The organism is Polyangium sp. 6x1 (genome assembly GCF_029946515.1).
Lineage (GTDB): Bacteria > Myxococcota_A > Polyangia > Polyangiales > Polyangiaceae > Polyangium.
Genome location: NZ_JARZHH010000086.1, coordinates 13145 through 36149 on the forward strand (window position 1 = coordinate 13145; position 23005 = coordinate 36149).

Genomic DNA, 23005 nt, shown 5'->3' on the forward strand with positions numbered 1-23005 from the left:
GCCATTGAAAGTTTACGACATGCGCGGGTGAGGGGCAGCGGCTGCTGCCGCCGCCGCCTCACCCGCGCGGAAAGGACATCACGCGCGCCGCGCGCGCCTCCGCCATGCGGGCGCCGACGTGCCCTCGGCGGGCAGATGGTGTTCGAATGTTGGGAGACGCGGACGAGAGCCTGACGCGACGGTGTTCGAATGTGGAAGCGACGCCCCGCGGCCGCTCCCGCTACGCGCGGAGCGACGCCGATCCGCTACGCTTGAGAGCGCGCGCGATGCCGCTGCGAAGCGTGCCCATCGTGACGATGCCCCCGAGGTCGAGGCCGAGGCAGATGAGCGTCTGCGCCACCTCGCGGCTGAGCCCCGTGAGCATCGCCTCGGCGCCGAGCAATTTGAGCGCACTTGCCGTGCGGAGCAGCGTGCTCGCCACGGCCGTATCCATCACCTTCACGCCCGTGATGTCGATGATCACGACCTCGGCCCGATGCGTCTGCACGCCTTCGAGCGCCGTCGTGAGCACCTGCTCGGCCCGCTGCTCGTCGATGGCTCCGATGAGCGGCATGACCATGATCCGGTCCGTGATCGGAATCATGGGCGTGGACAGCTCCAGGAGGCGGGCATTCTGCGCTCGAATGATCTCCTCCTGCAATCGGGCCCGCTCCTCTTCGCCCCGCGCGCGCTCCGAGAGCTCGCGCGAGAGGTGCTCGTTCGCGTCGTAGAGCTCCGCGGTGCGCCGCGCGACCTCGCTCTCCAGCGCCTCGTTCGAACGCTTGAGCTCGCCGGTCATCACCTCGAGTCGCTGATAGAGCAGCGCATTCGCCACGGCGATCGCCGCCTGGGACGCGAGGAGCGTGCAATGCTCCGTCTGGCGCGGCGTGAACGCCTCCTTCACGGCGTTGTTTTCCATGTAGAGGATCCCCCCGAGCTCGCCCTTTTGCACCATGGCGAGGCAGAGGACCGATTTCGGGGAGGTCTTCGCGATGTAGGGATCCGCCGCGAATCGGCTGTCCACGCCCGCGTCGCCGAGGACCATGGGCTCTTTCGTCCGGGCGACGTATTGCACGATGGTCCGAGGCAGGTCGGCGCTCTGCTCGAGCGGGGTCGAAAGGCCGAGCTCCACCCGGTCCGGATCGACCGTGATCGAGGCCGCGATCACGAGCTCGGCGTCGCGCCCGAGGAGCAGGACCGCCCTCCGCGCACCACCAATCTCGATGACGAGCTTCAAGACCTGCTCGACCACCTTGTCGAGCACGAGCTCCGCCGCAATGGCCTGGGCAGACCGGACGACGGCGGCGGCCTCGATGAGCTCGGAGGCCAGGGCCCTCGTCGTCGTGCTCGTCGTGAGGGAACGGAGGTTCGCGGCGACGCTCGTCGCGACGTTCGTCGCGGGCAGCGCCGCGGACGGGGGAAGCAGGTGCGAATGACGCTCGACGATGTCGTCCGCCTTCGCCGTGGCCCCCCAGCGCAGATAGGCGTAATGCGCGTCGGACATGTAGATGTGCGCGACCCTGGTCTTGCCCTTGGAGAGGTAGAGCCGCGCGCAGAGCTCGCTCGCGAGCGCTTCCAGGGAGGTGTACCCATTCTCGCGCGCGGCCTCGATCGCTGCGTCGTAGAGATCGATCGCCTCGGCTTCCCTCCCCGCTGCGCGCGCCTCTTCGGCCCGCACGAGCAGAATCTTTTGCCGGAAATTCTCGGGGCAGATCGAAGCGAGCCGTGCGAGCTTCTCCTGGTGGGGCTCGGCCGCCGCCGCGTACCGCGCCCGCTCCTCGGGCGAGGCGCCTGCCGAGAGCGCGTGGCTCGCCATGCAGAAGTAGAACGAGAGCTCGGTCGCGAAGTATTGGCCGGCGCTGCTGCCGAGCCTCTCCTCCGCGAGCCGGGCCATTTCGAGCGCGGCCCGAAGATCGCCGTGGAGATAGAAGAGCTGGGCCTTCACCGTGTAATACCAGCACGTGATGAAGAGCGCGCCGGCGGCCTCCTGCGAGGCGACGAAGGCGGCCTCGTCGAACGACTCGCTGGCGAGCGAGGTGCGGCTCGCCGTGCGCCCCGTGAGGGCCGCGAGCGTGTGCTTCGCGATCGTCAGGAAGCCGATGGCCATCGCTTCCTTGGTCCGCTGCGTGAGGCCGAGGAACCGGTCGAGCTCCTCGCGCACGGCGGAGAGCTCCTCGCCGAGGCTCAGCCGGACGATCATCGTGTAGAAGCAGGCGTGGGACGTGTACACGAAATCGCCCGAGACGAGGTCGGACTCGTAGGCGCGCTTGTAATACGCGATGGCCTCCCGGACCGGCCGCGTGAAATGCAGGAACACGCCGAACACCATGTTCACCTTGGCCGTGAGCTCGGCGCTGCCGAACTTCTCCTGCAAGGCGAGCGCGAGGCGGCCGTACCGATACCCCTCCTCGTATCGATCCATTCCTCCGGAGAGGATGAAGCCATAAAGGACGTAGCCGTAGGCAGAGCCGTCCGAATTGCCGTAGCGAAGGGAGATCTCGACCTGCTTCAGCGCGACGAGGGCGATGAACGTCGGCCCCTCGTAATAGGCCGGTGAGGTGAGGAAGATCAAAAGCTTCTGGACCGCCCTGCGCTCCGGATCCGTCATCGCCGGAGCGTCCACGAGATCCTCGATACGGCGCTCGCCCAGGTTCGCCCGCACCTCCTCCATCTCGCGGGCGAGCTGCGCCTTTCGTGCTTCCTCGTCTCCAGGAATCTCGACCCCGAAGAGCGCGAGGCCCCGGAGCCCGGCCTGGATGGCCTCGGGAAGCCGGCCGGCCGTGGTGCAGAGGTTCATGCGCAGGCAATGGACGTGCGCGAGATCGAGCTTCTTCTCGGCGCGGGCGAGGAGCACTTCGAAGAGCGCGTCCGACGCGTCCATGCGGCCCTGGATGGCCTCGCATTCGGCCTGCTCCACGTGCAGCCAGAACGCGAGCTCGTGGTCCTCGTCCCAGCTCGACGCGGAGAGGAGCGCGAGCCCTGACCCGAAGTAGCCGGCGGCGATCTGGTAGGCGGCCGCGGCCTTGGCCTTCCTGCCGGCCGCGAGGTTCAATCGGGCGAGCATCCCTCGTTCGGCGGGATCGGTGATCAGCTCGGCGCCGATGTCGAGATGATTGACGATATCGAAGAGCTCTTCGCCGAGCGCGCCCGGGGCGCGGCCCGCGAGCATGAGCCGGCCGATGCGGAGGTGCGTCTCCCGCTCGCGGCCGCCTTCGAGGAGCCCGTAGGCGGCGTGCTGCACGCGATCGTGGAGGAACTTGTAAGAGACGTCGAAGGGCTCGTTTGCCGGCGCCTCGGCGGCATCACTCGGGACCACGTCGAGGAACCGGTCGCTCGTGTCGAGCGGCAGGACGAGGCCCTCTTGCAGCGCCTCCCCGAGGGTCGCGGCCGTCTCGGTCATCGATTGCTCGGCGAGCGTCGCGAGCGTGCGCAGGGAAAACGTGTGCCCGATGCACGCGGCGAGCTTCAAGACGCGCTGCGTGGAGGGCGCGAGCCCCCGCAGCTTGTGCATCATGAAATCGACGACGTTGTCCGTGGTGTTCGCCCGCTGGATACGCTCGAGATCCCATACCCAGGAGCGCGCGCGCGCGTCGAACGCGATGAGCTCTTGCTTGTGGAGGTCGCGCAGGAGCTGATTGATGAAGAACGGGTTGCCGTGGGTCTTCGCGAAGACGAGCTCCGCGAGGGGCGCGCACGCCTCGGCGCCGCAGCCGAGCGTATCGCCGATCATGTCTCCGACGGCCTTGGACGAGAGCGGCGAGAGCGTGATCGACCGGATCCCGACGCCCTCCTTGCGCAGCTCGTCGAGGGCCACGAGGAGCGGGTGCCCGGGCTCGACCTCGTTGTCGCGATAGGCGCCGATGACGAGCAGGTAGCGGCTCTCGGGGCCTGCGAGGAGAATCCGGAGCAGCCGCAGCGACGCGGGATCGACCCATTGCAGATCGTCGAGGAAGATGGCGAGCGGGTGCGCCTCGGAGGTGAATGCGCGCACGAAGCTCTCGAAGACGAGGGCGAACCGATTCTGGGCCTCCGCCGGCGCGAGCTCCGAGAGGCTCGGCTGCGGCCCGAGCAGGAGCGCGAGCTCGGGGATGAGGTCGACGATGAGCTGGCCGTTCGGCCCGAGGGCTTTGCGAAGCTTGCCCTGCCAGCGCGCGAGCGCCTCCGCGGGCTCGGTCAAGATACGCCGGATGAGCTCGCGGAAGGCGTGGACGAAGGGGGCATAGGGCACGCTCCGGTTGAGTTTGTCGAGCTTGCCCGCGACGAAATACCCTCGGGAGCGGCGAGCGATGGCCTTGTGCATCTCGCTCACGAGGACCGATTTGCCGACGCCCGCGTAGCCGGCGACGAGCAGACACTCGGCCTTGCCTTCGCTCGCGCGGCCCCACGCGGCGAGGAGCGCCTGCGCGTCGTTCTCCCGGCCATAAAGCTTCTGGGGTACGCGCAGCTCGCCGCCCAGGTCGAGCCGGCCGAGCTCCATGGGCCCGATCCACCCGTTCGTCTCCCATTGCCGCAGGCACTCGTCGAGATCCGCCTTCAGCCCATACGCCTGCTGATAACGATCCTCCGCGGCCTTGGCCATGAGCTTCATGGTGATGTCCGAGATGGCCCTCGGGATCTCCGGCGCGAGCTCGTGCGGGGGCGTGGGCATCCGCGCGATATGGCAATGCAAGAGCTCCATTGCGTCGTTCGAGCGGAAGGGCCGGACGCCGGTGAGCATCTCGTAGAGGGTCACGCCGAGCGAATAGAAGTCCGTGCGGTGGTCGACCTGCCTGTTCATGCGCCCGGTCTGCTCGGGCGACATGTACGCGTGCGTCCCCTCGATGAGCTCCGGGCTCGTGGGGCGCAGGATCTCCTGCGAGAAGCGCGCGGCGATGCCGAAATCGATGAGCATGACCTCGCGCGTCGCGGGATTGTAGAGGATATTGGAAGGCTTGGTGTCCTTGTGGATCACCTGGGCGCGGTGCAGCGAATCCAGGATCGTCGCGAGCGCGGAGGCGATATGGAGCACGACGCCAATGTCGAGCCGCTGCGCCGCGAGGATGCCGTCGAGCGGCTGGCCGCCGCGATCTTCCATGACGAGCGCGAGGCCGCTCCGGAGCCGCTCGAGGCCGTAGGCCGTGAGGATGCCCGGGATGTGAAGGCTCTTCAGGATGGCGTACTCGTGCCTGAGCTTCGCGATGTCCCGCGGGGTCGGGTGCTCGTGCTTGAGGAGCTTCACCGCGACCGGAGCGCGATCCGCAATTCGGTGCCCCCGATGGATGATCGTGGTGTCGGTCTCGTGAATGGTCTCCGACAGGACGTAATTGGGAAGACTCGAACGCATGTTATCCTTGACCGAACCGCGCGATCGTGGCCGTGGTTGCTCGTGCCCCTCGTGTCCGCCCGCCCCCCACGCGGCGAACGGGTACCGATGGCATGGGGATCCCGTTTTGGGATACACCAATCCAATTCGGGCGTCTACCTGTCAAGCAATTGGCGCCTGCGCCGCGACCGGTCGCGTCGGAGATCACGGGAGAGGAGAATGGGTCCGTTTTGCCCGGTCGGGTGAAAAGGACGCGCGGGGGTGGGGCGGATACCCCGCGGCGTGCCTTTCCAGGAGGGCTACTCGCACGTACCCGCGCGGCATGCAGGAGGTGATGGCGGCACGCACGGGGGCACGATGAACGCCCGAAGAAAACTTCATTCAGGGTGAGCAGGTTTCAGGCACGCGAGGGTGTTCGGACGTTCGAAGGGACGCGGGTGATGGTGACGCGAGGGGAATCGGACGTTTGGAGACGCGGAGGAGACGGTGACGCGAGGGGAATCGGACGTTTGGAGACGCGGAGGAGACGGTGACGCGCGGGGGATCGGAGGGCCGGAGAGCCACGAGCGATGGTGACGCGTCGGGGATCGAGCGTTCGGAGGGCGGCGGGAGACAGTGACGCGAAGGTGGTCGAACGTTCGAACGGGCGCGAGAGACGGTGACGCGACGGGGGGAGGACGGTTGGAGAAGCGGGAGCAGCTGGTGACGGTGTCGCCGGCCGTGCGCCCCTACGAGCGCACGCAATTCCGGCCGTCGCACTTGGCCTGGTAGAGCCTCTCGTCTGCCGACTTGATGAGATCGATGGCGACGCAGGTCTTTTCGTCCGCTTGCGCGACGCCCGCCGAGATGGTCAGCGAGATCCTGTGCGCCTCGAAGGTCACCACGTGGGCCGCGATGGCTGCGCGGATCGTCTCGGCCATGGCCGCGGCTCCTTGAAGGTCGGTCCCGGGCAGCATCCACGTGAACTCTTCCCCGCCGTATCGTGCAAAGACATCACCCGGGCGCACGTGCTGCTGCATGAGCGATGCGACCTCGCGTAGCACCTGGTCACCTGCCAGATGCCCGAACGAGTCGTTGATCCGCTTGAAATGGTCGAGGTCGAACATCACCAGCGCGAGCGGAGGTTCGGGATGCTCCATGCGCCGCAACGCGGCGTCGAGCTGCTCGAGGAGATGACGGCGGTTGTACGCCTTCGTCAGGCCGTCGATCGACGTCATGGTGTACCGTGTTTCGTCGATCGGCCGCCCGCACGCGGCGCAGCAGGACTTGAAGATCGTGTTTCCGATGCTGACCCGATCGCCACAACGAAGCCGCGCCTCCGTCACCCGCTCGTCGTTGACGAAGGTGCCATTGGTGCTGTTGTCGTCGACCACCCAGAAGCCATCGGCGCGCTTCTCGAAGCGCGCGTGGTGCCGCGAGGCGGAGTCGCTGTCGATCGAGATGGTGTTTCCCGCGTGGCGTCCGACCGTGACCACCGTGGCGGTGCCCAGCTCGTAGCAACGGCCCAGGAGCTTACGATCGCGCGTGTAGATGATGACGAGGTTGTCGGGTCCTGCCTGGTCCTGCGAGCAGCAGATGATCATGGGGGTCCGCGGCGTAAGGTTGGATCCATAGAGTAGCGTGACCTGTCAGCGGTAGCAGCAGCGGCAGCAGCAGCAGCCCCCTTGACCCCCTCCCCCGCCCCCGCCTACCGTCCCGCCCCGTGACGCCCGGGCCGCGCGCTCTCTCCTTCCTCCTGCCGGCCCTCGCGCTCGTCGCCTTCCCTTCCCTCGCGGCTGCCGACGAGACCCCTTCCCTCGCCCTCGAACCCGCTCCCGCCGGCGATCGCGCCTTCCTCACCGAACACGCCGACGTCCGCGGCCACCTCCTCCCCTCGGCGCGCCTCGTCCTCGATTACGCGCGCCGCCCCCTCGTCCTCCGCAACGACCGCGACGAGCTCGACCCCGTCATCTCGGATCAAACCTTCTTCCACGCCCTCGCCTCGCTCTCCCTCTTCTACCGGGCCAGCGTCTCCCTCGACGTCCCCTTCTCCATCACCCAGGCCGGCAGCACCCCGCCCTCCGGCGACGCCTTCCCCCGCGCCGCCGTCGGCGCCGCCCTCGGCGACCTTCGCATCGGCGCCCGCGTCCGCCTCGCAGGTGGCCTCGACGAAGCCGGCCTCGGCGCCGCCCTCGGCCTCTCCGCGTCCCTCTGGCTCCCCACCGGCACGGATGGATACGCCGGGGATGGGGCCTTCCGCGCGCGCTTCGCCCTCGTCGCGGAAGCGACCGGAAAGCGCCTCCACGGCGCGTTTTCCGGCGGCGTTCGCACCCGCCCGCCCGCGGCGCTCCCGGGCGTCTTGCCATCGCGTGTCGCCACCTCGCTCACGTTGGGCCTCGCCGGCGGCTTTTTCGTCGACGGCGCCCGCACCCTCACCCTTGGCGGCGAGCTCGCGGCCGATCTCCCTTTCCTCGGCGGCGCCCGCCTCTTCGATCCTCGCGCCACCGTCGCACACGCCCTCGTCACCGGGCATTACCGCATCACCGGCGGACCGCTCGAAGTCGGCCTCGCCATGGGCCCGGGCCTCGGGCAGGGCGCGGGGAGCGCCGACGTCCGCGTGCTCGCGCTCTTCGGGGTTGCGCCGGAGAAGGCCAAACCCCCGCCGGATCGCGATAGCGACGGCATTCCGGACAAGGCCGACGCTTGTATCGATCTCGTCGGCGTGGAGTCGGGGGATCCGCTCCTGCACGGCTGTCCCGAGCCGCCGCCCGATTACGACGGGGATGCGATTCCCGACGAGAACGACGCTTGCCCGCGCGCCGCCGGCGAGGCCACGTTCGTGCGCAAGACGCACGGCTGTCCCAAGGACACCGACGAGGACGGCGTGCCCGACAAGAAAGACGTTTGCCCCACGGAGCCCGGCCCGAAGCCGCCCGAGGGCAATGGTTGCCCCAAGCCGAAGGAGCCGGAGCCTCCGCCCGTCGCTTCGCTCGCCGAGCAGGAGATCGTGATCTCGCAGCAGGTGCAATTCGAGACGGGCACGGCCGTGCTCCGCCCGGAGAGCGACGGCGTGCTCGGCGAGGTCGCGCGGGTGCTCGCGGATCACCCGGAGGTCACGCGGATCGAGGTGCAAGGCCACACCGACGACACGGGCCCGCCCGACGTGAACCGCAAGCTCGGGCAGGACCGCGCCGAGAGCGTCGTCGAATGGCTCGTCCGGCGCGGGGTCAGCCGCGCGCGGCTCGCGCCGAAGGGGTACGGCTCGGACAAGCCGATCGCGGACAACACGACCGAGGAGGGCCGCAGCAAGAATCGGCGCGTCGAGTTCCGGATCCTCGAAAAGAAGCCGGCCACGAAGGACGATGGCAAACCGGCGTCGGGAGGCGCGAAATGAGCCACGCGAAAGGGATGTTCGCGTTCGCCGCGCTCACCACGCTCTCCGTTTCGGGCGCGGGCCATGCCGAGGAGCCGGCCGAGGATCGGGGCGCGCTGGGCCCCGAGGTGCTGCACAACCCGACGCTGGAGCGGACGGCCGAGCAGGGGATCCTGCGCGCCGTTCCCATTTCGATCGAGCTCCCCGTCGACATCGCGCTCCGCGCCCGCCGCGTGCTCGTGCACTACCGGCTCTGGGGGGATCCCGACTGGACGGCGCTCGAGTTGCGGCGAAACGGCGCCAGGTACGAGGGCGCGATCCCGTGCCTGGAGATCAGCACCGTCACCGGGGATCTGCGCTACTACATCCGCGTCCACGACGCCGAGGGCCGGGTGATCGCGACGGGCGCGTCGCGCGCGCGGCCGTACCTCGTGACCATCAAGCACGACACCGTGCTCGAGCCCGGCGAGGGCAGCGGCGCGAAATGCCCCGATCCGGCCGATTGTCCCGCGGGCCTGCTCGGATGCCCGAGCGAGCGCGTCGTGGAGATCGCCTGCCAATCGGACGCCGATTGCGAGGGAGGCACCACGTGCAGCTGGCGCGGCTTCTGCGAGCGGATCGATCGGCGCAAGAACTGGATCTCCCTCGGCGTGCAGCAAGACGTGGGCGCCTTCGCCACGGCGGGCGCGTGTAGCCTCGTTTCGCAGGAGAATGAGGGGTACGCATGTTTCCGCGCGGACGGCGCGCAGTACACGGGCACGCCGGTGCAGACGAATGCAAAGCCGTCCGGGAGCCTCGGGCCGACGCGGGTCGTCGTCGCGTTCGATCGGCTCATCCATTACGACACGACGCTCGGCCTGCGGCTCGGCTGGGCCTTCTTCGGCGAGGGACCGACGCCGCGCGAGGGCACCACATTCGTGCCGTTCTCCTTCGCGGCCCGCGCGACCCACTGGTTCGGCGACGACCTCTTCGCCCGCTCGGGGCTCCGGCCGTATGCGTTCCTCACCGGCGGATACGCGATGGTCGACATGAAAGGGAGCACGGTCGTCCGTGAAAACCCGCTCGCCCCGCCTTACCAGGGCGGCAATGACCTGGAGCAGGAGGTCACGGTCTGGAAACGCGCGGGCGACGGATTCGTGGGCGCCGGGACGGGCCTCGCGTTCGCGTGGGAGAGCCGCCGGGCGGCCTTCGTGGAGATCGCGGCGCATGCCGTGTTCCCGTTCGGCGCATTCGTGCTCGCGCCGAGCGCGGGCATTACCCTCGGCTTTTGAAGGGAGGCGCAGATTGATGCGAGCAAAGCTCCAAGACCTCTGTTTCGGTTTGGCGAGCGCGGCCCTCGCGGCCGCTTGCGCGTCGGACGCATTGACCCCGCCCGAAGCGCACATCGATACCCCCGGCGCCTTCGTGGCCGTGGAAGGGTATGACGAGCCGGGGGAGCTCACGCTCGTCCGGATCCTCGATCGCCTGCAATTCGAGGAAGCCCGGCTCCTGTTCATGACGGTCCACGACGCCCGCCCCGAGACCTACGACGAGGCGCGCGAGCTCGCCAAGGACCACGATCTCCCCATACGCGAGCTCATCCGCATCGAGCCGGACACGGTCGTCACGCAATCGCCCCATCAAATCGTCTGGTTCCGGACGCTCACGAAACAAGAACAGGAGCGCGTACCGTGAAAGCCCCGCAGCTCGCCCCCGTCGCGCTCGTCGCCGCGGCCCTCGGCGCCACGGCCGCGCCGCTCGCCTGCACGAGGCACGCCGACATCCGCGACGAACGCGAATCGATCCTCGAGCGTCCCCCCGCGTTCGACGCCGGCGGCATCCCCGAGCTCGACAGCGGCCTCGGCAGCGACGCCCATCCGCTCTGCGCCGATCGCCCGACGGGCGAATGCGTCGGCTCGAACGATTTTCCGTGCGGGTTCGAGGACTGGGCCATCGCGACGGCGAAGGCTTGCCAGGAGGCCTCGGGCTGCAAGACGAACGGCTGGCTGGAGGTGAAGATGGGCCCCGGCGGGTGCGTCGAGGCGATCGGGATGGAGGAGCCGAACGACGAGGTGGTCTCCTGCCTCGTCGCGGAGATGGGCGCCGTGAAGTGCCCGTGCGGCGAGGGGATCAGCAAGTATTATTTCGGTTCGGGGAACGCGGGGCCGTGCGACGCGAAGTGAGGCAGAGCGTCACTTCGGAATGACGCTTTCTCCCTGCTCGAAGTTGTTCATGATGGCCGCGACGTCGCACGCCTTCAGGTACGTCGAGAGGACCTCCGCGCGCCGCGGCAAGAACACGTCCGTGAGCGCCTCCGAGAGCGTGCCATTCTCGTCGATGTGGACCTCGCCGAGCGTGGACGGGAACGTGAGCCCGCAGCCGAGCGACCTGTCCGGGCCGAGGAAGCGCTGCGGCGCGTGGCAACCGGCGCACGTGAGCGAGGTCGCGCGGTGCAGGACGGCCTCGGGCGTGAGCGGATCGTCCGGGGGGCAATCCTGGCCGAGCTTGTAGAGGTCGAGCCCGAGCTGGATCTCGGACGCGAAATCGGAGCCTTCGACGCCGAACGCGCGCGACGCATAATCGACGGACGCGTCCCCGGAGACGAGGCTCTCGCCCATGTTGAATTGCTTGCCGGTCCGCATGCGGACCTTGGGGAACTCCGTCTGCGCGAGATCCCAGAGGTTGTTGTTGACGAACTCGCTCCGGAAGCTCACGGCGGTCTCCGACGTGTTCGCGCGATCGAAGAGGTCCGGCAGCGGGTTGTTCTTGACCGTGACGGGCTGGAACGTGAGCTCGAGCTCCATCGACGCGAGCGGCGTGCGCTTCAGGTGATACTCGCGCATCTCCCAGGGCTCTTGCATCTGCTGGCTCACGCGCACCTGGCCGCGCGTGGCGCTGTAAGGATCTTCCTCGGTGGAGACGGCGCCATAATGGTCGGGGTGGACGACCGGCAAAAAGCCCGGCAGTCCGTCGAAGAAGAGCTCTTCGAGCTTGGCCGCCACGACCTCGAGATCCGCCTCGTCTCCGAGGCTCGCCCACGTCTCGGCCACGGGGCGGCAGCCCCCGAGGACGTCCATGCCCGTCGGGTTCGGCAGCGCCGCCTCGAAGATCAAAAAGACGCGGTTCGCCGGGTCCGTGCGGCCCGAGGTCTTCGCATACACGATGCGGTGCTCGCCGCAGGTCGCTCCGGACTGTGGCGTGAGGTCGAAACGATTGACGATCGCCACAGGCACGAAGGAGTCGGGGTGGCCCGCCTCGAAGAGGCCCGCGCTCGACGCGAGCGCGCCCTCGGCCCGCGGACAGAAGAGGGCCGCGCCGTTCTTGAACGCGGCATTGTCGGGATCGTCGCAATGCGGGTTGTCCGAAAAAACCCCCTCCGCCGCGGGGTTCTGCGCGTCGAAGAGGCGGCGCACGAGGTCCGCGGGCGCGGTGTCCTCCCCGGCGATCGTGACGAGCTGCGTGAGGACACGCTCGAGGCTGAAGCGCGCGAGCACGGCCGGATCCCGCACGACGAGCGCGCGGCTGTTCGCCGCGACGGAGATGTCCGGGTTGCACGTGGGGGGCTGTGGATATTCGACCGGCGGGACGTCCGGGAGGTCGGGGGGTGGCAGTTCGACCGGCGGTTCACCCGAGCTGCTCGGTACGATCCCCCCTTCGGTCTGCATTCCACAACCCGCGAGGGCGAGGACCGCGACGGCCGCAAAGGGCCGGAAAATGAAGCGTGAATGCTCGTAAGCCATGAGACCCTCCAAACCTGGAGAAGGAACGAGGTGTCCTCCCAGGGTATCGGGCCCCACGTCGGGGTCAAGAGCGAGCGAACGTCAGGATTCGGCGGACGAGGCGGCGGTTTCGCCCCCGTTCTCCTTGGACGGAGCCTCGGGGACGCGGCCGCCAATGGAGACGAGCAGCTCGGCGACGGCCGCATGTGTGCGGTCGCGCAGGTCGACGACGCGCGCCGCCTCCTTGCCCGTGGTGAGGGGCTGGATCGGCTTGCCCACGCGCACGCGGACGAGGCGCATCGAGCCGTCGCCCGTGTCGATGGCGCCCTTTTGCATGAGGTTGCCCGCGCCCTCGAGCGCGACCGGGACGACGGGGACGCCGGCGCGGACGGCGGCGTAGAAGCCCCCCATCTTGAACTCCTTGAGGACGCCGTCCTCGCTGCGCGTGCCCTCGGGGAAGACGAGCAGGGGTTTTCCGCGCCCGAGGACCTCCTGGAAGCGCTTGATGACCTCGGCCGCGACCCGCGCCCCGCCCCCGCGCTCGACCGGGACGTGCCCGGCGAGCTTGAGGTGCCAGCCGAGGAAAGGAATGTTCATGAGCTCGCGCTTCGCGGCCCACTTGTAATCCCCCGGGAGGACCGCGCCGAGGACGAGGATGTCGAGCAGGCTCTGGTGATTCGAGCAATAGACGTACGCGCCCTCGGTGGGCACGTTCTCGAGCCCCGTGGCGTCGACGTCGAGGTGCAGCCCCCGCGCGCTCGCCTTGCACCAGCGCTTCATTGCCCAGGTGCTGACGCCGTGATCCTTCGTGAGCGGGCCGAGCGTGAGCGAGATCGTCCCATACCCGACGGTGCGAGCCGTGAAAGGACCCCACTGACGCGCGGCGCGAATGACTTCTCGGAGCTGCATGGATCTCGCTTCCTAACACCACGCGGGAAGCAATTCCAGACCTGCAAACTGCGCAAAATGATACGCGGTATGGGACCTCAGAGAGGGTCCATGATGAGGCCATAACCGACGACTTCCGGCTTGCCCGCTCGCTCGAACTTCACGGTGAAGATGCCCGGCTCGTTCTCGCTCTGCATGACGGCGCGGCGCATGGTGCCCGCCCACTCGGCCCATACGACGGCGCCCGGCTTGCCTTTCCATTTGATCGGGATCGGCTGCAAATCCGCTTCGTCCGCGATCAGCGCCGCGCCGCCGAATCCAAGGCAGAACCACCGCTTCACGCCGGCGGTCGACGCTCGGGGCTTCGGATCGCCTCCGGCGTCCTGCGCCCCGAACCCCCCCTCGAACGGCGAGACGAGCAGCACGTGCCGATACTCACCCTCCTGCCGGTGCGCCGCATAGTTGCCAGGCTCGAGCCCGTTGACCTGCTTGACCCAGCGCACGCCCTTCAAGAGCCCCTCGGGCGCGCGCGCCTCCATGTCCGTGTAGCGGACCGCGATCCGATCCTTGACGTACCGCCGCACGACGGCGTGCTTCATCACGCCATTCCACTCGGTCAGCACGACGTCGCCGAGCTTCGGCTTCACGTTGTCCGGAACCGGGATCACGTAGCCCGGGTGGACCTTGTACGACGGGCCGCCGGATTGTCCCTCGATGACCAGGTCGTCGCCGTCGAAGCCGATCGCGGTCGCCGCGTAGAGGACGAGCGTCGAGCCGATGCGCGCGTTCGTCAGCATGGGCTCGGAGAACGTGAAGACGCGGCGCCCGGGGTCGAGCTTGATCTTGCGCGGCGGCAGGCCGAGTGGGTTCGGCTGGGGCGACTTCGGCTGCGGGGGCTGCGTGGGGCTCGGCGCGATGAACGAGCCGAGCGGCGGAGCACCAGGCGATCCACTCGCGGGAGGCGCGGCCTCGGTGGTCGTCGACGACCCGCTGCTGCACGCGGCAAGCAGGGCCGCTGCCAGGAGGCCGCGGGCCAGAGGTCGTTGGAGGCCGAACATCAGCCGCGATCTTTGCCGTGTCGCGGCCGGTCTGGCGAGCAAAAAGCGACCGAAGGTCGCTTGAACCATTCGTTATGGGCTCAAACGATTCTGCGCACGCGCCTCAGTGAAAGTCGCGTGATCGCGTGGGAACGCCGCGTTTGCCGGGTGCGTCGAGGCGATCGAGGGCTTCGGCGAGGACGTGAACGACCTCGTAGTTCGACGCCCGGGGCTCCGGGTCACCTGCGGTGCCCTTCGCCCCGGACCCCTGCCGCTCGACTCGGCCCCGGACGGCCAGGATCTTCGCGTAGCGCGCGGCCGCGTAGCTCGCGTCGAAGAGGTCCTTGCGCACGATGACGTTGACCACGCCGGTCTCGTCTTCGAGCGTGACGAACGTGACGCCGCTCGCCGTGGCCGGGCGCTGTCGGCCCACCACGAGGCCCGCGACACGTACGGTCTCACCCGTGCGCTTCTCCTTGATCGAGGCCGCCGTCACCGTGCCCTCCTGTTCGAGCCGCGCGCGCAGGTGCCGCAAGGGGTGGTCGTGCAGGGACAAACCCACCCGCCCGTAGTCGAGGACGAGCTGCTCGGCGGGGCGCATCTTCGGCAGGCCCACGTCCTTCTCTTCCTCGAGCGGGACGTCCGCGAAGAGGCCGTCGGGCATGCGCGGCGCCCGCGCCCTCCAGAGCGCCTCGCGCCGGCTCGGGACGAGCGCTTCGAGCGCGCCCGCCTCGGCGAGGGCCTCGATCTCGTTCTTTTGCAGGCCCGCGCGCCGCACGAGGTCCGCGACGCCCGTGAACGGCGCCTCCGCGCGCGCCCGGAGCACGCCCTCGGCCCCGCCCCAGCCGAACCCTTTTACGAGGCGCATCCCGAGCCGGATCACGCCGGCGTCTTCGAGGAAGTGATCCCAGCCGCTCGACACGACGCACACGGGCCGCACGATCACGCCGTGCCGCTGCGCGTCCTGCACGAGGGAGGACGGGCTGTAAAACCCCATCGGCTGGGAGTTCAGGATCGAGCAGGTGAACGCGGCCTGGTGGTGGACCTTGATCCACGCGGAGGCATAGACCAGGAGCGCAAAGCTCGCCGCGTGGGACTCGGGGAAGCCGTACTCGCCGAAGCCGTGGATCTGCTGGTAGAGCTGCTCGGCGAAGCGGGCCGAGATGCCCTTCTCCGAAAAACCTCGGAGCAGCCGCTCGCGATGCCGCGCGAGGCGGCCGTGTTTCTTCCACGCGGCCATGTCGCGCCGGAGCTGATCGGCCTCGCCGGGCGTGTAGCCCGCGCCGACCATCGCGATCTGCATGACCTGCTCCTGGAAGAGCGGGACGCCGAGCGTGCGCGCGAGGATCTCGTCGAGGCAAGGGTGCGGCGAGATCGGCGCCTCCTGCCCCGTGCGGCGCCGCAGGTACGGGTGGACCATGCCGCCCTGGATCGGGCCCGGCCGCACGAGCGCGACCTCGATGACGAGGTCGTAAAACTCCTTCGGCTTGAGGCGCGGGAGCATCGACATCTGCGCGCGGCTCTCGATCTGGAAGACGCCCACGGTGTCGGCGCGCTGGATCGCCTGGTAGACGGCCGGATCTTCGGCCGGGATGCGGGCGAGCGCGTCGATCGGGTCGAAGGGTTCTTCGGGGCGCGTGCGCTCGTGGATCATCGCGAGCGTCTTGCGGATCGCGGTGAGCATGCCGAGGGCGAGGATGTCGACCTTGAAGAAGCCGAGCTCGTCGAGGTCGTCCTTGTCCCACGGGATGACGGATCGGCCGGGCATGCGCGCGGGTTCGATCGGGGCGACGTGGTGGAGCGGCTCGGCCGAGAGCACGAAGCCTCCCACGTGGATCGACAGGTGCCGCGGCATGCCTTCGAGCGCGTTCGCCAGGAAAATCACCTGCCGCAGGCGCGCGTCGTTCGGATCGAAGCCGAGCTCGGCGAGCTTCTTCTCGCTCGTGTCCGCCTCGTGGTAGAGCGCGAGCCCGCTCAGCCGATCGAGCTGATCCGTGGTCAAACCGAAGACCTTGCCGACCTCGCGGAGCGAGCTCTTGCCGCGGTAGCAGATGACCTCGGAGACCATGGCGGAGCGGTCGCGGCCGTACCTTTCGTAGATGGCCTGGATGACCTCCTCGCGGCGCTCGTGCTCGAAGTCGACGTCGATGTCCGGAGGCTCGCGCCGCTCGGGCGAGAGGAAACGCTCGAAGAGCAGGCTCGATCGCGCCGGATCGACGGCCGTGACGCCGAGGACGAAGCAGACCGCGCTGTTCGCCGCGCTGCCGCGTCCCTGGCAAAGGATGCGCTTTTGCCGGGCGATCGAGACGATCTCGTGGACGCTGAGGAAGTACGGCGCGACGTCGAGCAGCTTGATGAGATCGAGCTCCTTCTCGATCTGCGCCGCGACCCGGGGCGGCGTGCCCTCGGGGTAGCGGTCCTTCGCGCCCTCGTACGTGAGGCGGCGGAGCGCGTCGTCCGGGGTTTCGCCGGGCAAACAGAGGCCCTCGCTCGGGAAGCGGTAGCGGATCTCGGCGAGGGAGAAGCGGCAGGCCTCGGCGATCTCGACGGTGCGCCCGACCCAGGCGGGTTCGTCGCGGAACAGGTTCCGCATCGAGGCGGCGCTGCGCAGGGTGGCCTCGGCGTTCGGGGCGAGGAGGGCGCCGGCCTGATCGAGCGTGGTTTTGTAGCGGATGCAGGTGAGGACGTCGGCGAGGGGCTTGCGGCCGCCGTGGTGGAAGAGGGGGCGCGCGGTGGCGAGGACGGAGAGGCCGTAGCGGGCGGAGGCCTTGGTGGCGGCTTCGAGGCGGGCCGCGTCGCCGCGATCGAGGTGGCGCCATGTGGCGAGGAAGGCGCGCTCGGCGAAGGCGTCGCGGAGCGGCCCGAGGAGGGCGTCGGTCGCGAGCGCGGGGCTCCCGAGCGGGACGAGGGCGAAGAGGCCGCGGTGGACCTGGGTCACGTCCTCGATCGTGATGCCCGCCGTGCCCTTCTCGTGCGTCGCGTGGGCGAGGGTGAGCAGGCGGCAGAGGTTCGAATACCCCTCGTGATCCTGGGCGAGGAGGACGACGCTGCCGCTCCTTTCGCCGTCCCTCTCCAGGGTCAATTCCGCGCCGACGATGTAGGGCTGCTCGAGCTTCTTCGCCTCCGTGTGCGCGCGCGCCGAGCCGTAAAGGCCGTCCCGATCCGCAATGGCAATCGCGGACAAACCCAGCTCGTGCGCCCGGCGCACCATCTCCTCGGGCTGCGAGGCGCCTTCGAGGAACGAGAACGCCGAGCGCGCGCAGAGCTCGGCGAACGCGGGTTTGTCCTCGGGCTCGGGCGAAGGCTCGGGGGGGCCCGCAGGGACGACGGAGAGGGCCGGCCTTCGTCGGTTCATTCGCACCAGCCCTGGAGGTACCCTTCCCCGGTCGTCCGGTCCACGAAGACCCACGCGAGGCCGGCCGCCCGCGACGCCCCCTCGGCCTTCGATCCCGAAGGGACCTTCGCGCTCGTGGCGCCCGGGACGAGCCAGGCGACCCCGTAATCCCGCGACGCGGCCGAGCTCGTCCACCACTCGACGCCGTCGAGCCGCATGACGAACCGCAAGGACTCGATGGCGTAGAGACGGTTGTCGATGGCGACGACCGCGCCCTTCGTGATGCGGCCGATCGGGACCGGGGTCGCGAAGAGCCGCGTGGGCAGGGGGACGTCGCGATCCTCGGCGGATTCGAGGTCCGCAGCCCCGGCGGGCGCGCGTTTCTGGTCGAGATCACGGACGGGGACGAGCTTCGAGCGCGCCTCGGGCTTGTGGGCGTGCATCGCTTCGAGCACGCCTACGCGATCCTGGCCGATCTCGGCCGAGAGCTCGGCGAGCAGGGCGGGCAGGGCGTCGGGACGAACGGCCTTGTCGCGCGAGAGGTCGATCTGGACGCGCCGCGCCTCGACGATCTGCGAGACCTCGAGGTGAACGCCGACGGCCGGCGCGAAGAGCTCGGCGCGCTCGAGCTTGGCCCGCAGCGCGCGGTGGAGGTCGCCCGCGTCGGAGAGCGGCGAGGGCAGGTCGATCGAGAGCGAGAGGACGGGCTCGCGGGAAGGATCCCGCAGGTTCGCGATGGATCGGTCGAGCGGGATCGTGATCACGAGCGAGAGGCAAGCTTCTCCGCGGGCGCCGAGGCGGGCGGCGAAGCGCGAGGTCATGCCGCGGAGGACGAAGAGGATGGGCTCGACGCTTGCGATCGGGTCGTCAAAACTCGTCTCCTCGACGATCGTGCGCGGGGGCGCGTACGGGACGAGCGGGAGAGCGTCGTGGCCGGAGGCGAGATCGAGCACCTCGGCGGCGCGCAGGCCGAGCCTCGGCGTGAGCTCGCTGCGCGGGAGTTTTACCAGGGCCTCGACCGTGAAGATGCCGAGCCGGGCGAAGAAGGCTGCCGTGTCGGCATCGAGCGGCAGCGCCGTGAGCGGCAGCGGGCCGAGGACACGCGCGCCGGGCTTGGCGACGACCGTCGGGTGCGGGGTTTTTCGCACCAAGAGGGCCGATCCGCTGGAAAGAACCGGACTCGCGGCGAACCGGGCGAGCGCGCGGGCGATGCGCGGGCCGTCGGCGATCGCGGCCTGAACCTTGTGGCCGAGCGCGTGGATGCGCTCGCAAAGCTCGTCGAGCAGGGCCTCCTCGCCGCCCACGAGGTGCGCGGCGCCCGTGATGTCGAGGAAGACCGTGTCGAAGGGCGCGTCGCCCGCGGGGCCGCGGCGTTTGTCTTCGTCGGGGTTCGGGGCGTAGGGCGCCGAAGGCGACCCGGAGCCCCGAGCGTTGAAGGCGTGCTCGGGAGCGAGGCGGATCGCAGCCGTCGTGCCGAGCCCCGTTTCATGCGCGGGGTCCCCGCCCAGGCAAACCTCGGCCACGCGGCCGAGCGCCGCGTCGACCTCGGCGAACGAGACGTTCTGGATCGTGAGCTCGGCGAGCGTCGCTTGCGCCTCGGCCACGCGCTGGCCGGGGCGGATCCCGTACCGCCAGGCGGCCTCGTCGACGAGGTCGAGCGTGGCCGTGGCTCGATCTTGCGCCTCCCCTCCCCCGTCCGGTTTGGCCCGGGAGAACAGCACGGCGAGCGGGCCGCCTTCGTGGCCCTCCTCGTGGGCGCGTTGCCGCACGAGCTCGCAGCCGAGCTGGGGCAAGACCACCGCCACGATTCGCCGGCCCATCACGGGATCCTCATGCGCTCTTCATGCACTTTTTCCAAGCTCGATCGACTGCGCGCCCGTCACGCGGCCGCGCCGGTCCTTGGCGACCCGCAGGCCGAGCCGATCCTCGCCGAGGCGCTCGAGCTCGATGCGCATCGCCGCCGGCAGCGGCATCGCGCGGGAGGCGGCCGCGTCCGTGAGCAAGAGGACGGTCGTGTCGCTGCCCTCGATGGCGAGGGCGAGGCGGCGAACGATCGTGACCCACCGGTCGAGCCTGGCCTCGCCACGGCAGCCGGGCACGCCGGCCGTGTCGACCACGACCACGGAGAAGGCGTGGCAGCCGGCGACGCGGACGGCGACGCGGGCGAGGTCGTCGAGGTCCGGCCGGACGACGAGCAGCCTCTCGAGATCGACGCCGGCGCGGGCGACGGCGGGCGCGAAGAGGGAGCCGGGGTTTGGAGCGGAGGGCGCCGAAGGCGATCCGGAGCCCCGAGCGTGGACCGGGTCGAGCCAGGCGCACCACGCGCCGCGCGTGTCGCTCTCGCCGCGGAGGCGGGCCTCGGCTTGCGCGGAGGCGCAGAGGGACAAGGCGAGCGTCGTCGAGCGGGCGAGGCCCTGGGGCGCCGTCAGCTCGACCACGGCACCTCGTGGCAGGCCTCCCTCGGGCAAGGACGCGTCGACGGCGCCAAGGCCCAAGGGCAGGGCCTTGGCGCGGCCGGAGAGGCCTTCGATCGCAGGGCGGACGAGGGCGCTCTGGAAGAGCTCCTTGTGGCGGGCGTCGGCGTCCGTGGCGAGGACCGTGGCAGCGGCGGCGCGGTGCATACTGAACACCCTACCAGGTACCTGAACGCCGGCCAAGAAAGATGACACGAACCGAGCGCCCGTGACGGACATACTCTGTCCGCTCAGCGATGAACTTGTCCGGTGAAGACCGAAACGGGCGGCCGGCGCCCTGGTTCGTGTTCTGGACGACGGATCAACCGAGGACCACTGAACAGACCGGGCGAGGGAGGGCGACAGATGGAGGGGCGCTCCGTCACGTTTTCGCGGAGGGGCCCGCTCGCTGCGGTACGCTCGCGCCGCGTCGGGGGGATGAGGAAGCAGCCATGCAGGAGGAGACCTTGCGAGACGTTTTCACGGCCTTGATCGAAGAGCTCCGCAACGCCCCCGAGATCGTCCTCCTGGGCGCCGAGCTCGGGCCACCGGCTGCGGCCGAAGCGCTCGCGCGCCTCGAGACCTGGTTCGGCGGCCGTGTGCCCGACGACGTGCGCGCGTTTTACGCGGAGGTGGGCGCCGTGCAGATCCGATGGATGGCGGCGAAGAGCCCGCGCTACGTCGGTCGCGAGGACGAATACCCGCGCGGCGCGGTCCCGTGGACGTACGCCCTGTTCGACACGCTCGAAAACAAGAAGGAGGACGGCGTGCTCGTCCTGCCGCCTCTGGACGTGGTCATCGAGCGTTCGTGGGAAAACCTCATGGACGATGTCGATATCTGGATCGACGGCGAGATCGACGAAGGACCGCAGATCGAACCGGGCGACTTCGACCGCTCGGTGCGCATTTTCGACTTCTCGTCGTTCTACGACTGGCCGGGCTTCTTCCGAGCGACCGGCCGTGTCGGTGTGGGCACCGACCACGGCATCGACTGGTCCGGAGAGCGCCACACGTTTCGCGAGCACCTCGACGATGCCCTCGACGAGATGCGAGGGCGCATCGAAGCCGCGCGCCGCGGAGACACGAGCTTCTGACGGCGCGTCCGGGACAAATGGGACCTCGCGCTCCGTCGGTTCAGCAGCGCGTCCGTGCCCCGCGACCCGCGTTCGCTTCCGCTTCCGCTTCCGCTCCCGCTCCCGCTCCCGCTCCCGCTTCCGCTTCCGCTCCCGCTCCCGCTCCCGCTCCCGCTCTCCCCGTCTGCAGGATCGGAATGCCACCCATTGGGGGCGCCGGTCCACCGGTTGTGGGAACGCATGGAACTTATCGCCCCGTACGGTGCCCTCGTGGCAGACTGGGGGCAGTGTCTCCCGACAAAGGACTGAAGCACAAGCCCTTCTCCTCGCTCCGCGGTGCCGTTCGGACCGCCGACGCGTCCGCGCCCCAGCCCAGGTCCGCCCCTGCGGCAGCGGCGCCGCTCGGTCGCGTCGTCGTGCGCCAGGAGCTCGACGCCACCGAAGGCGCCGTGCTCACCCGCGTCATCGGCGTACCGCCCGAGCACCGCGCCCCGCTCGGCAGGCGATGGCGAGACGAGCTGGGCCACGAGGTGCTGGTCGAGGGGCGCGATCTCCTGGTGATGACGGACGACGTCGAGAGCGTCGCCGCCGTGCTGCGCGCCGCGGGCGTGAGCGAGATGAAGCTCGTACGGCGCGAGGTCCCGCCCGATCTTTCTCGCGCCGGCGAGCCCGGAGGGACGCTGCGGTCGCAGATCCGCCGCGGCCTGCGTGTCGCCATTGTGCAGAAGGCCGATCAGGAGGCCGGCGCGCTGACCGAAGGCGTGGTGCGCGACATCCTCACCAGCTCGCCTGAGCATCCGCGCGGCATCAAGGTGCGCCTCGAATCGGGCGAGGTCGGGCGGGTGCGCCGAATTCTCTCACGTTGATCAGGGGTCGTTTGGCAATGAAGGCACGAGCGCGGCGCTGCCTCGAAAACGGTACACAAGTTCAGGGGGAGCCCGCTCACGTCGCGCCCGTCCGGCGGACGAGGCCCGGGATCGGGTTTGCGCAAAGAGGACGATTTGGCGACCATGACGGGCCGCACGCCGGCACACGGAGACGCGACCCTTGGACGAGACGCCCCTCAAAAGACCCTTGGACGAGACTTCCCTCCGAGAGCGCATGGAAGACGAGGGCGAGCTCGATCTCTGCGGGCTCGAACTCTGCGACGGCGACATCGAGGGCTGGGACGCGTTCCCCTGGCTCGTCGAGGTGAGCCTCCTCGACCTGTCGAGCAACGACCTCACGGACGACGGGCTCGAGCGGATCACGCGCTGCGAGCACCTGCGAAACATTTGGCGGATCGATCTCCACAGCAATGAGCTCGGGCCGCGCGCAGGGGCGATCCTCGCGGCGGCGAAGCACTGGAAGAACCTGAACGATCTCGAACTCGGATCCAATGCCATCGGCGACGCCGGCGTCGTTTCCCTCGCGGACGCCCCGCTCCTCGCGAATCTGTATTTTCTGGGCCTCGCGCGGACCGGGATCCGCGCCGAGGCGCTCGTGCGCCTCGTCACGTCGGAGCGGCTGGGATCGCTGCGGATCCTCGATATTCGAGGCACCCCCGTGGGGCCGGAGGTCATCCGCGCCATCGCCTCCGCACCGGCACTCGGTGCGCTGGAGACGCTCGATTTCAGCGACAATGAGCTCGGCCCGAATGCGATCGGCGATGACGAGGTCGAGGTGCTCTTGCAATCGAGCGCGCTGCCGAGCCTGAAAAAAATCGTGGTGCTGCCCCCGCGAATCTGGGGCTCGGCCGGGGAGGTCGACGTGGTAGCGTGCCGGGAGAAGCTCCGGTGAGCGCGACGGTCTCCCCGAACCACGGCCTCGCGTCAATGCGACCGGAACCGCCGCAGGCGCGCGTCCTCCCAGCCGCCGCCCACACCCGCATCCGCCTCCGCGCCGTTTCC

Annotated in this window: 15 protein-coding genes; 7 read left to right on the plus strand and 8 right to left on the minus strand. The window is 69.4% G+C overall.

Going from position 1 to position 23005, the window contains the following annotated elements:
* Positions 1-220 precede the first annotated feature (220 nt).
* Complete coding sequence (locus QHF85_RS43685) at positions 221-5302, minus strand: AAA family ATPase (protein ID WP_281333419.1); 5082 nt, start codon at positions 5300-5302, stop codon at positions 221-223.
* Positions 5303-6009: 707 nt separating this feature from the next.
* On the minus strand, positions 6010-6864 hold the full coding sequence (locus QHF85_RS43690; protein WP_281333420.1) for a GGDEF domain-containing protein: 855 nt from the start codon (positions 6862-6864) through the stop codon (positions 6010-6012).
* 119 nt (positions 6865-6983) lie between these two features.
* Between QHF85_RS43690 and QHF85_RS43695 the strand changes: the two genes are divergently transcribed.
* Genes QHF85_RS43695 through QHF85_RS43710 form a run of 4 tightly spaced genes read left to right on the plus strand, consistent with a single transcriptional unit; the run spans position 6984 to position 10795 of the window.
* Positions 6984-8654 carry an OmpA family protein gene (locus QHF85_RS43695; RefSeq protein ID WP_281333421.1) on the plus strand — a complete coding sequence of 557 codons (1671 nt, stop codon included), beginning with the start codon at positions 6984-6986 and terminating at the stop codon, positions 8652-8654.
* Positions 8651-9904 carry a hypothetical protein gene (locus QHF85_RS43700; RefSeq protein WP_281333422.1) on the plus strand — a complete coding sequence of 418 codons (1254 nt, stop codon included), beginning with the start codon at positions 8651-8653 and terminating at the stop codon, positions 9902-9904. The genes QHF85_RS43695 and QHF85_RS43700 overlap by 4 nt, the downstream gene beginning before the upstream one ends.
* 16 nt (positions 9905-9920) lie before the next feature.
* On the plus strand, positions 9921-10307 hold the full coding sequence (locus QHF85_RS43705; protein ID WP_281333423.1) for a hypothetical protein: 387 nt from the start codon (positions 9921-9923) through the stop codon (positions 10305-10307).
* Positions 10304-10795 (plus strand): hypothetical protein, encoded by a 492-nt coding sequence (locus QHF85_RS43710; RefSeq protein ID WP_281333424.1) that lies wholly within the window; start codon positions 10304-10306, stop codon positions 10793-10795. Before QHF85_RS43705 ends, QHF85_RS43710 begins: the two co-directional genes overlap by 4 nt.
* 9 nt (positions 10796-10804) lie before the next feature.
* Here QHF85_RS43710 and QHF85_RS43715 read toward each other — a convergent pair whose 3' ends face one another.
* The 6 genes from QHF85_RS43715 to QHF85_RS43740 all read right to left on the minus strand — a co-directional run bounded on the left by QHF85_RS43715 (position 10805) and on the right by QHF85_RS43740 (position 20211).
* Positions 10805-12352, minus strand: a complete 1548-nt coding sequence (locus QHF85_RS43715; protein ID WP_281333425.1) for a hypothetical protein — start codon at positions 12350-12352, stop codon at positions 10805-10807.
* A gap of 81 nt (positions 12353-12433) precedes the next feature.
* On the minus strand, positions 12434-13240 hold the full coding sequence (locus QHF85_RS43720; protein ID WP_281333426.1) for a lysophospholipid acyltransferase family protein: 807 nt from the start codon (positions 13238-13240) through the stop codon (positions 12434-12436).
* Between the two features lie 77 nt (positions 13241-13317).
* Complete coding sequence (locus QHF85_RS43725; protein ID WP_281333427.1) at positions 13318-14277, minus strand: hypothetical protein; 960 nt, start codon at positions 14275-14277, stop codon at positions 13318-13320.
* 103 nt (positions 14278-14380) lie between these two features.
* On the minus strand, positions 14381-17611 hold the full coding sequence (locus QHF85_RS43730; protein WP_281333428.1) for an error-prone DNA polymerase: 3231 nt from the start codon (positions 17609-17611) through the stop codon (positions 14381-14383).
* Positions 17608-19410: a DNA polymerase Y family protein gene (locus tag QHF85_RS43735; protein WP_281333429.1), complete on the minus strand. Its 1803-nt coding sequence runs from the start codon at positions 19408-19410 to the stop codon at positions 17608-17610. The genes QHF85_RS43730 and QHF85_RS43735 overlap by 4 nt, the downstream gene beginning before the upstream one ends.
* A gap of 21 nt (positions 19411-19431) precedes the next feature.
* A complete protein-coding gene (locus QHF85_RS43740; RefSeq protein WP_281333430.1) occupies positions 19432-20211 on the minus strand; it encodes a recombinase A in 780 nt (259 codons plus the stop codon).
* Positions 20212-20495: 284 nt separating this feature from the next.
* Between QHF85_RS43740 and QHF85_RS43745 the strand changes: the two genes are divergently transcribed.
* The 3 genes from QHF85_RS43745 to QHF85_RS43755 all read left to right on the plus strand — a co-directional run bounded on the left by QHF85_RS43745 (position 20496) and on the right by QHF85_RS43755 (position 22895).
* Positions 20496-21137, plus strand: a complete 642-nt coding sequence (locus QHF85_RS43745; RefSeq protein WP_281333431.1) for a hypothetical protein — start codon at positions 20496-20498, stop codon at positions 21135-21137.
* Positions 21138-21733: 596 nt separating this feature from the next.
* On the plus strand, positions 21734-21982 hold the full coding sequence (locus QHF85_RS43750) for a YwbE family protein (RefSeq protein WP_348652808.1): 249 nt from the start codon (positions 21734-21736) through the stop codon (positions 21980-21982).
* 235 nt (positions 21983-22217) lie between these two features.
* Positions 22218-22895, plus strand: a complete 678-nt coding sequence (locus tag QHF85_RS43755) for a hypothetical protein (RefSeq protein WP_281333432.1) — start codon at positions 22218-22220, stop codon at positions 22893-22895.
* Positions 22896-23005 lie beyond the last annotated feature (110 nt).

What these genes read in the sequence shown, in the direction of transcription:
- QHF85_RS43755 (WP_281333432.1), top strand. Translation starts at nt 22,218, where the DNA reads ATGGAAGACGAGGGCGAGCTCGATCTCTGCGGGCTCGAACTCTGCGAC.
- QHF85_RS43730 (WP_281333428.1), bottom strand. Translation starts at nt 17,611, where the DNA reads ATGAACCGACGAAGGCCGGCCCTCTCCGTCGTCCCTGCGGGCCCCCCC.
- QHF85_RS43705 (WP_281333423.1), top strand. Translation starts at nt 9,921, where the DNA reads ATGCGAGCAAAGCTCCAAGACCTCTGTTTCGGTTTGGCGAGCGCGGCC.
- QHF85_RS43720 (WP_281333426.1), bottom strand. Translation starts at nt 13,240, where the DNA reads ATGCAGCTCCGAGAAGTCATTCGCGCCGCGCGTCAGTGGGGTCCTTTC.
- QHF85_RS43745 (WP_281333431.1), top strand. Translation starts at nt 20,496, where the DNA reads ATGCAGGAGGAGACCTTGCGAGACGTTTTCACGGCCTTGATCGAAGAG.
- QHF85_RS43715 (WP_281333425.1), bottom strand. Translation starts at nt 12,352, where the DNA reads ATGGCTTACGAGCATTCACGCTTCATTTTCCGGCCCTTTGCGGCCGTC.
- QHF85_RS43740 (WP_281333430.1), bottom strand. Translation starts at nt 20,211, where the DNA reads ATGCACCGCGCCGCCGCTGCCACGGTCCTCGCCACGGACGCCGACGCC.
- QHF85_RS43685 (WP_281333419.1), bottom strand. Translation starts at nt 5,302, where the DNA reads ATGCGTTCGAGTCTTCCCAATTACGTCCTGTCGGAGACCATTCACGAG.
- QHF85_RS43690 (WP_281333420.1), bottom strand. Translation starts at nt 6,864, where the DNA reads ATGATCATCTGCTGCTCGCAGGACCAGGCAGGACCCGACAACCTCGTC.
- QHF85_RS43750 (WP_348652808.1), top strand. Translation starts at nt 21,734, where the DNA reads ATGAAGCTCGTACGGCGCGAGGTCCCGCCCGATCTTTCTCGCGCCGGC.
- QHF85_RS43700 (WP_281333422.1), top strand. Translation starts at nt 8,651, where the DNA reads ATGAGCCACGCGAAAGGGATGTTCGCGTTCGCCGCGCTCACCACGCTC.
- QHF85_RS43735 (WP_281333429.1), bottom strand. Translation starts at nt 19,410, where the DNA reads ATGGGCCGGCGAATCGTGGCGGTGGTCTTGCCCCAGCTCGGCTGCGAG.
- QHF85_RS43725 (WP_281333427.1), bottom strand. Translation starts at nt 14,277, where the DNA reads ATGTTCGGCCTCCAACGACCTCTGGCCCGCGGCCTCCTGGCAGCGGCC.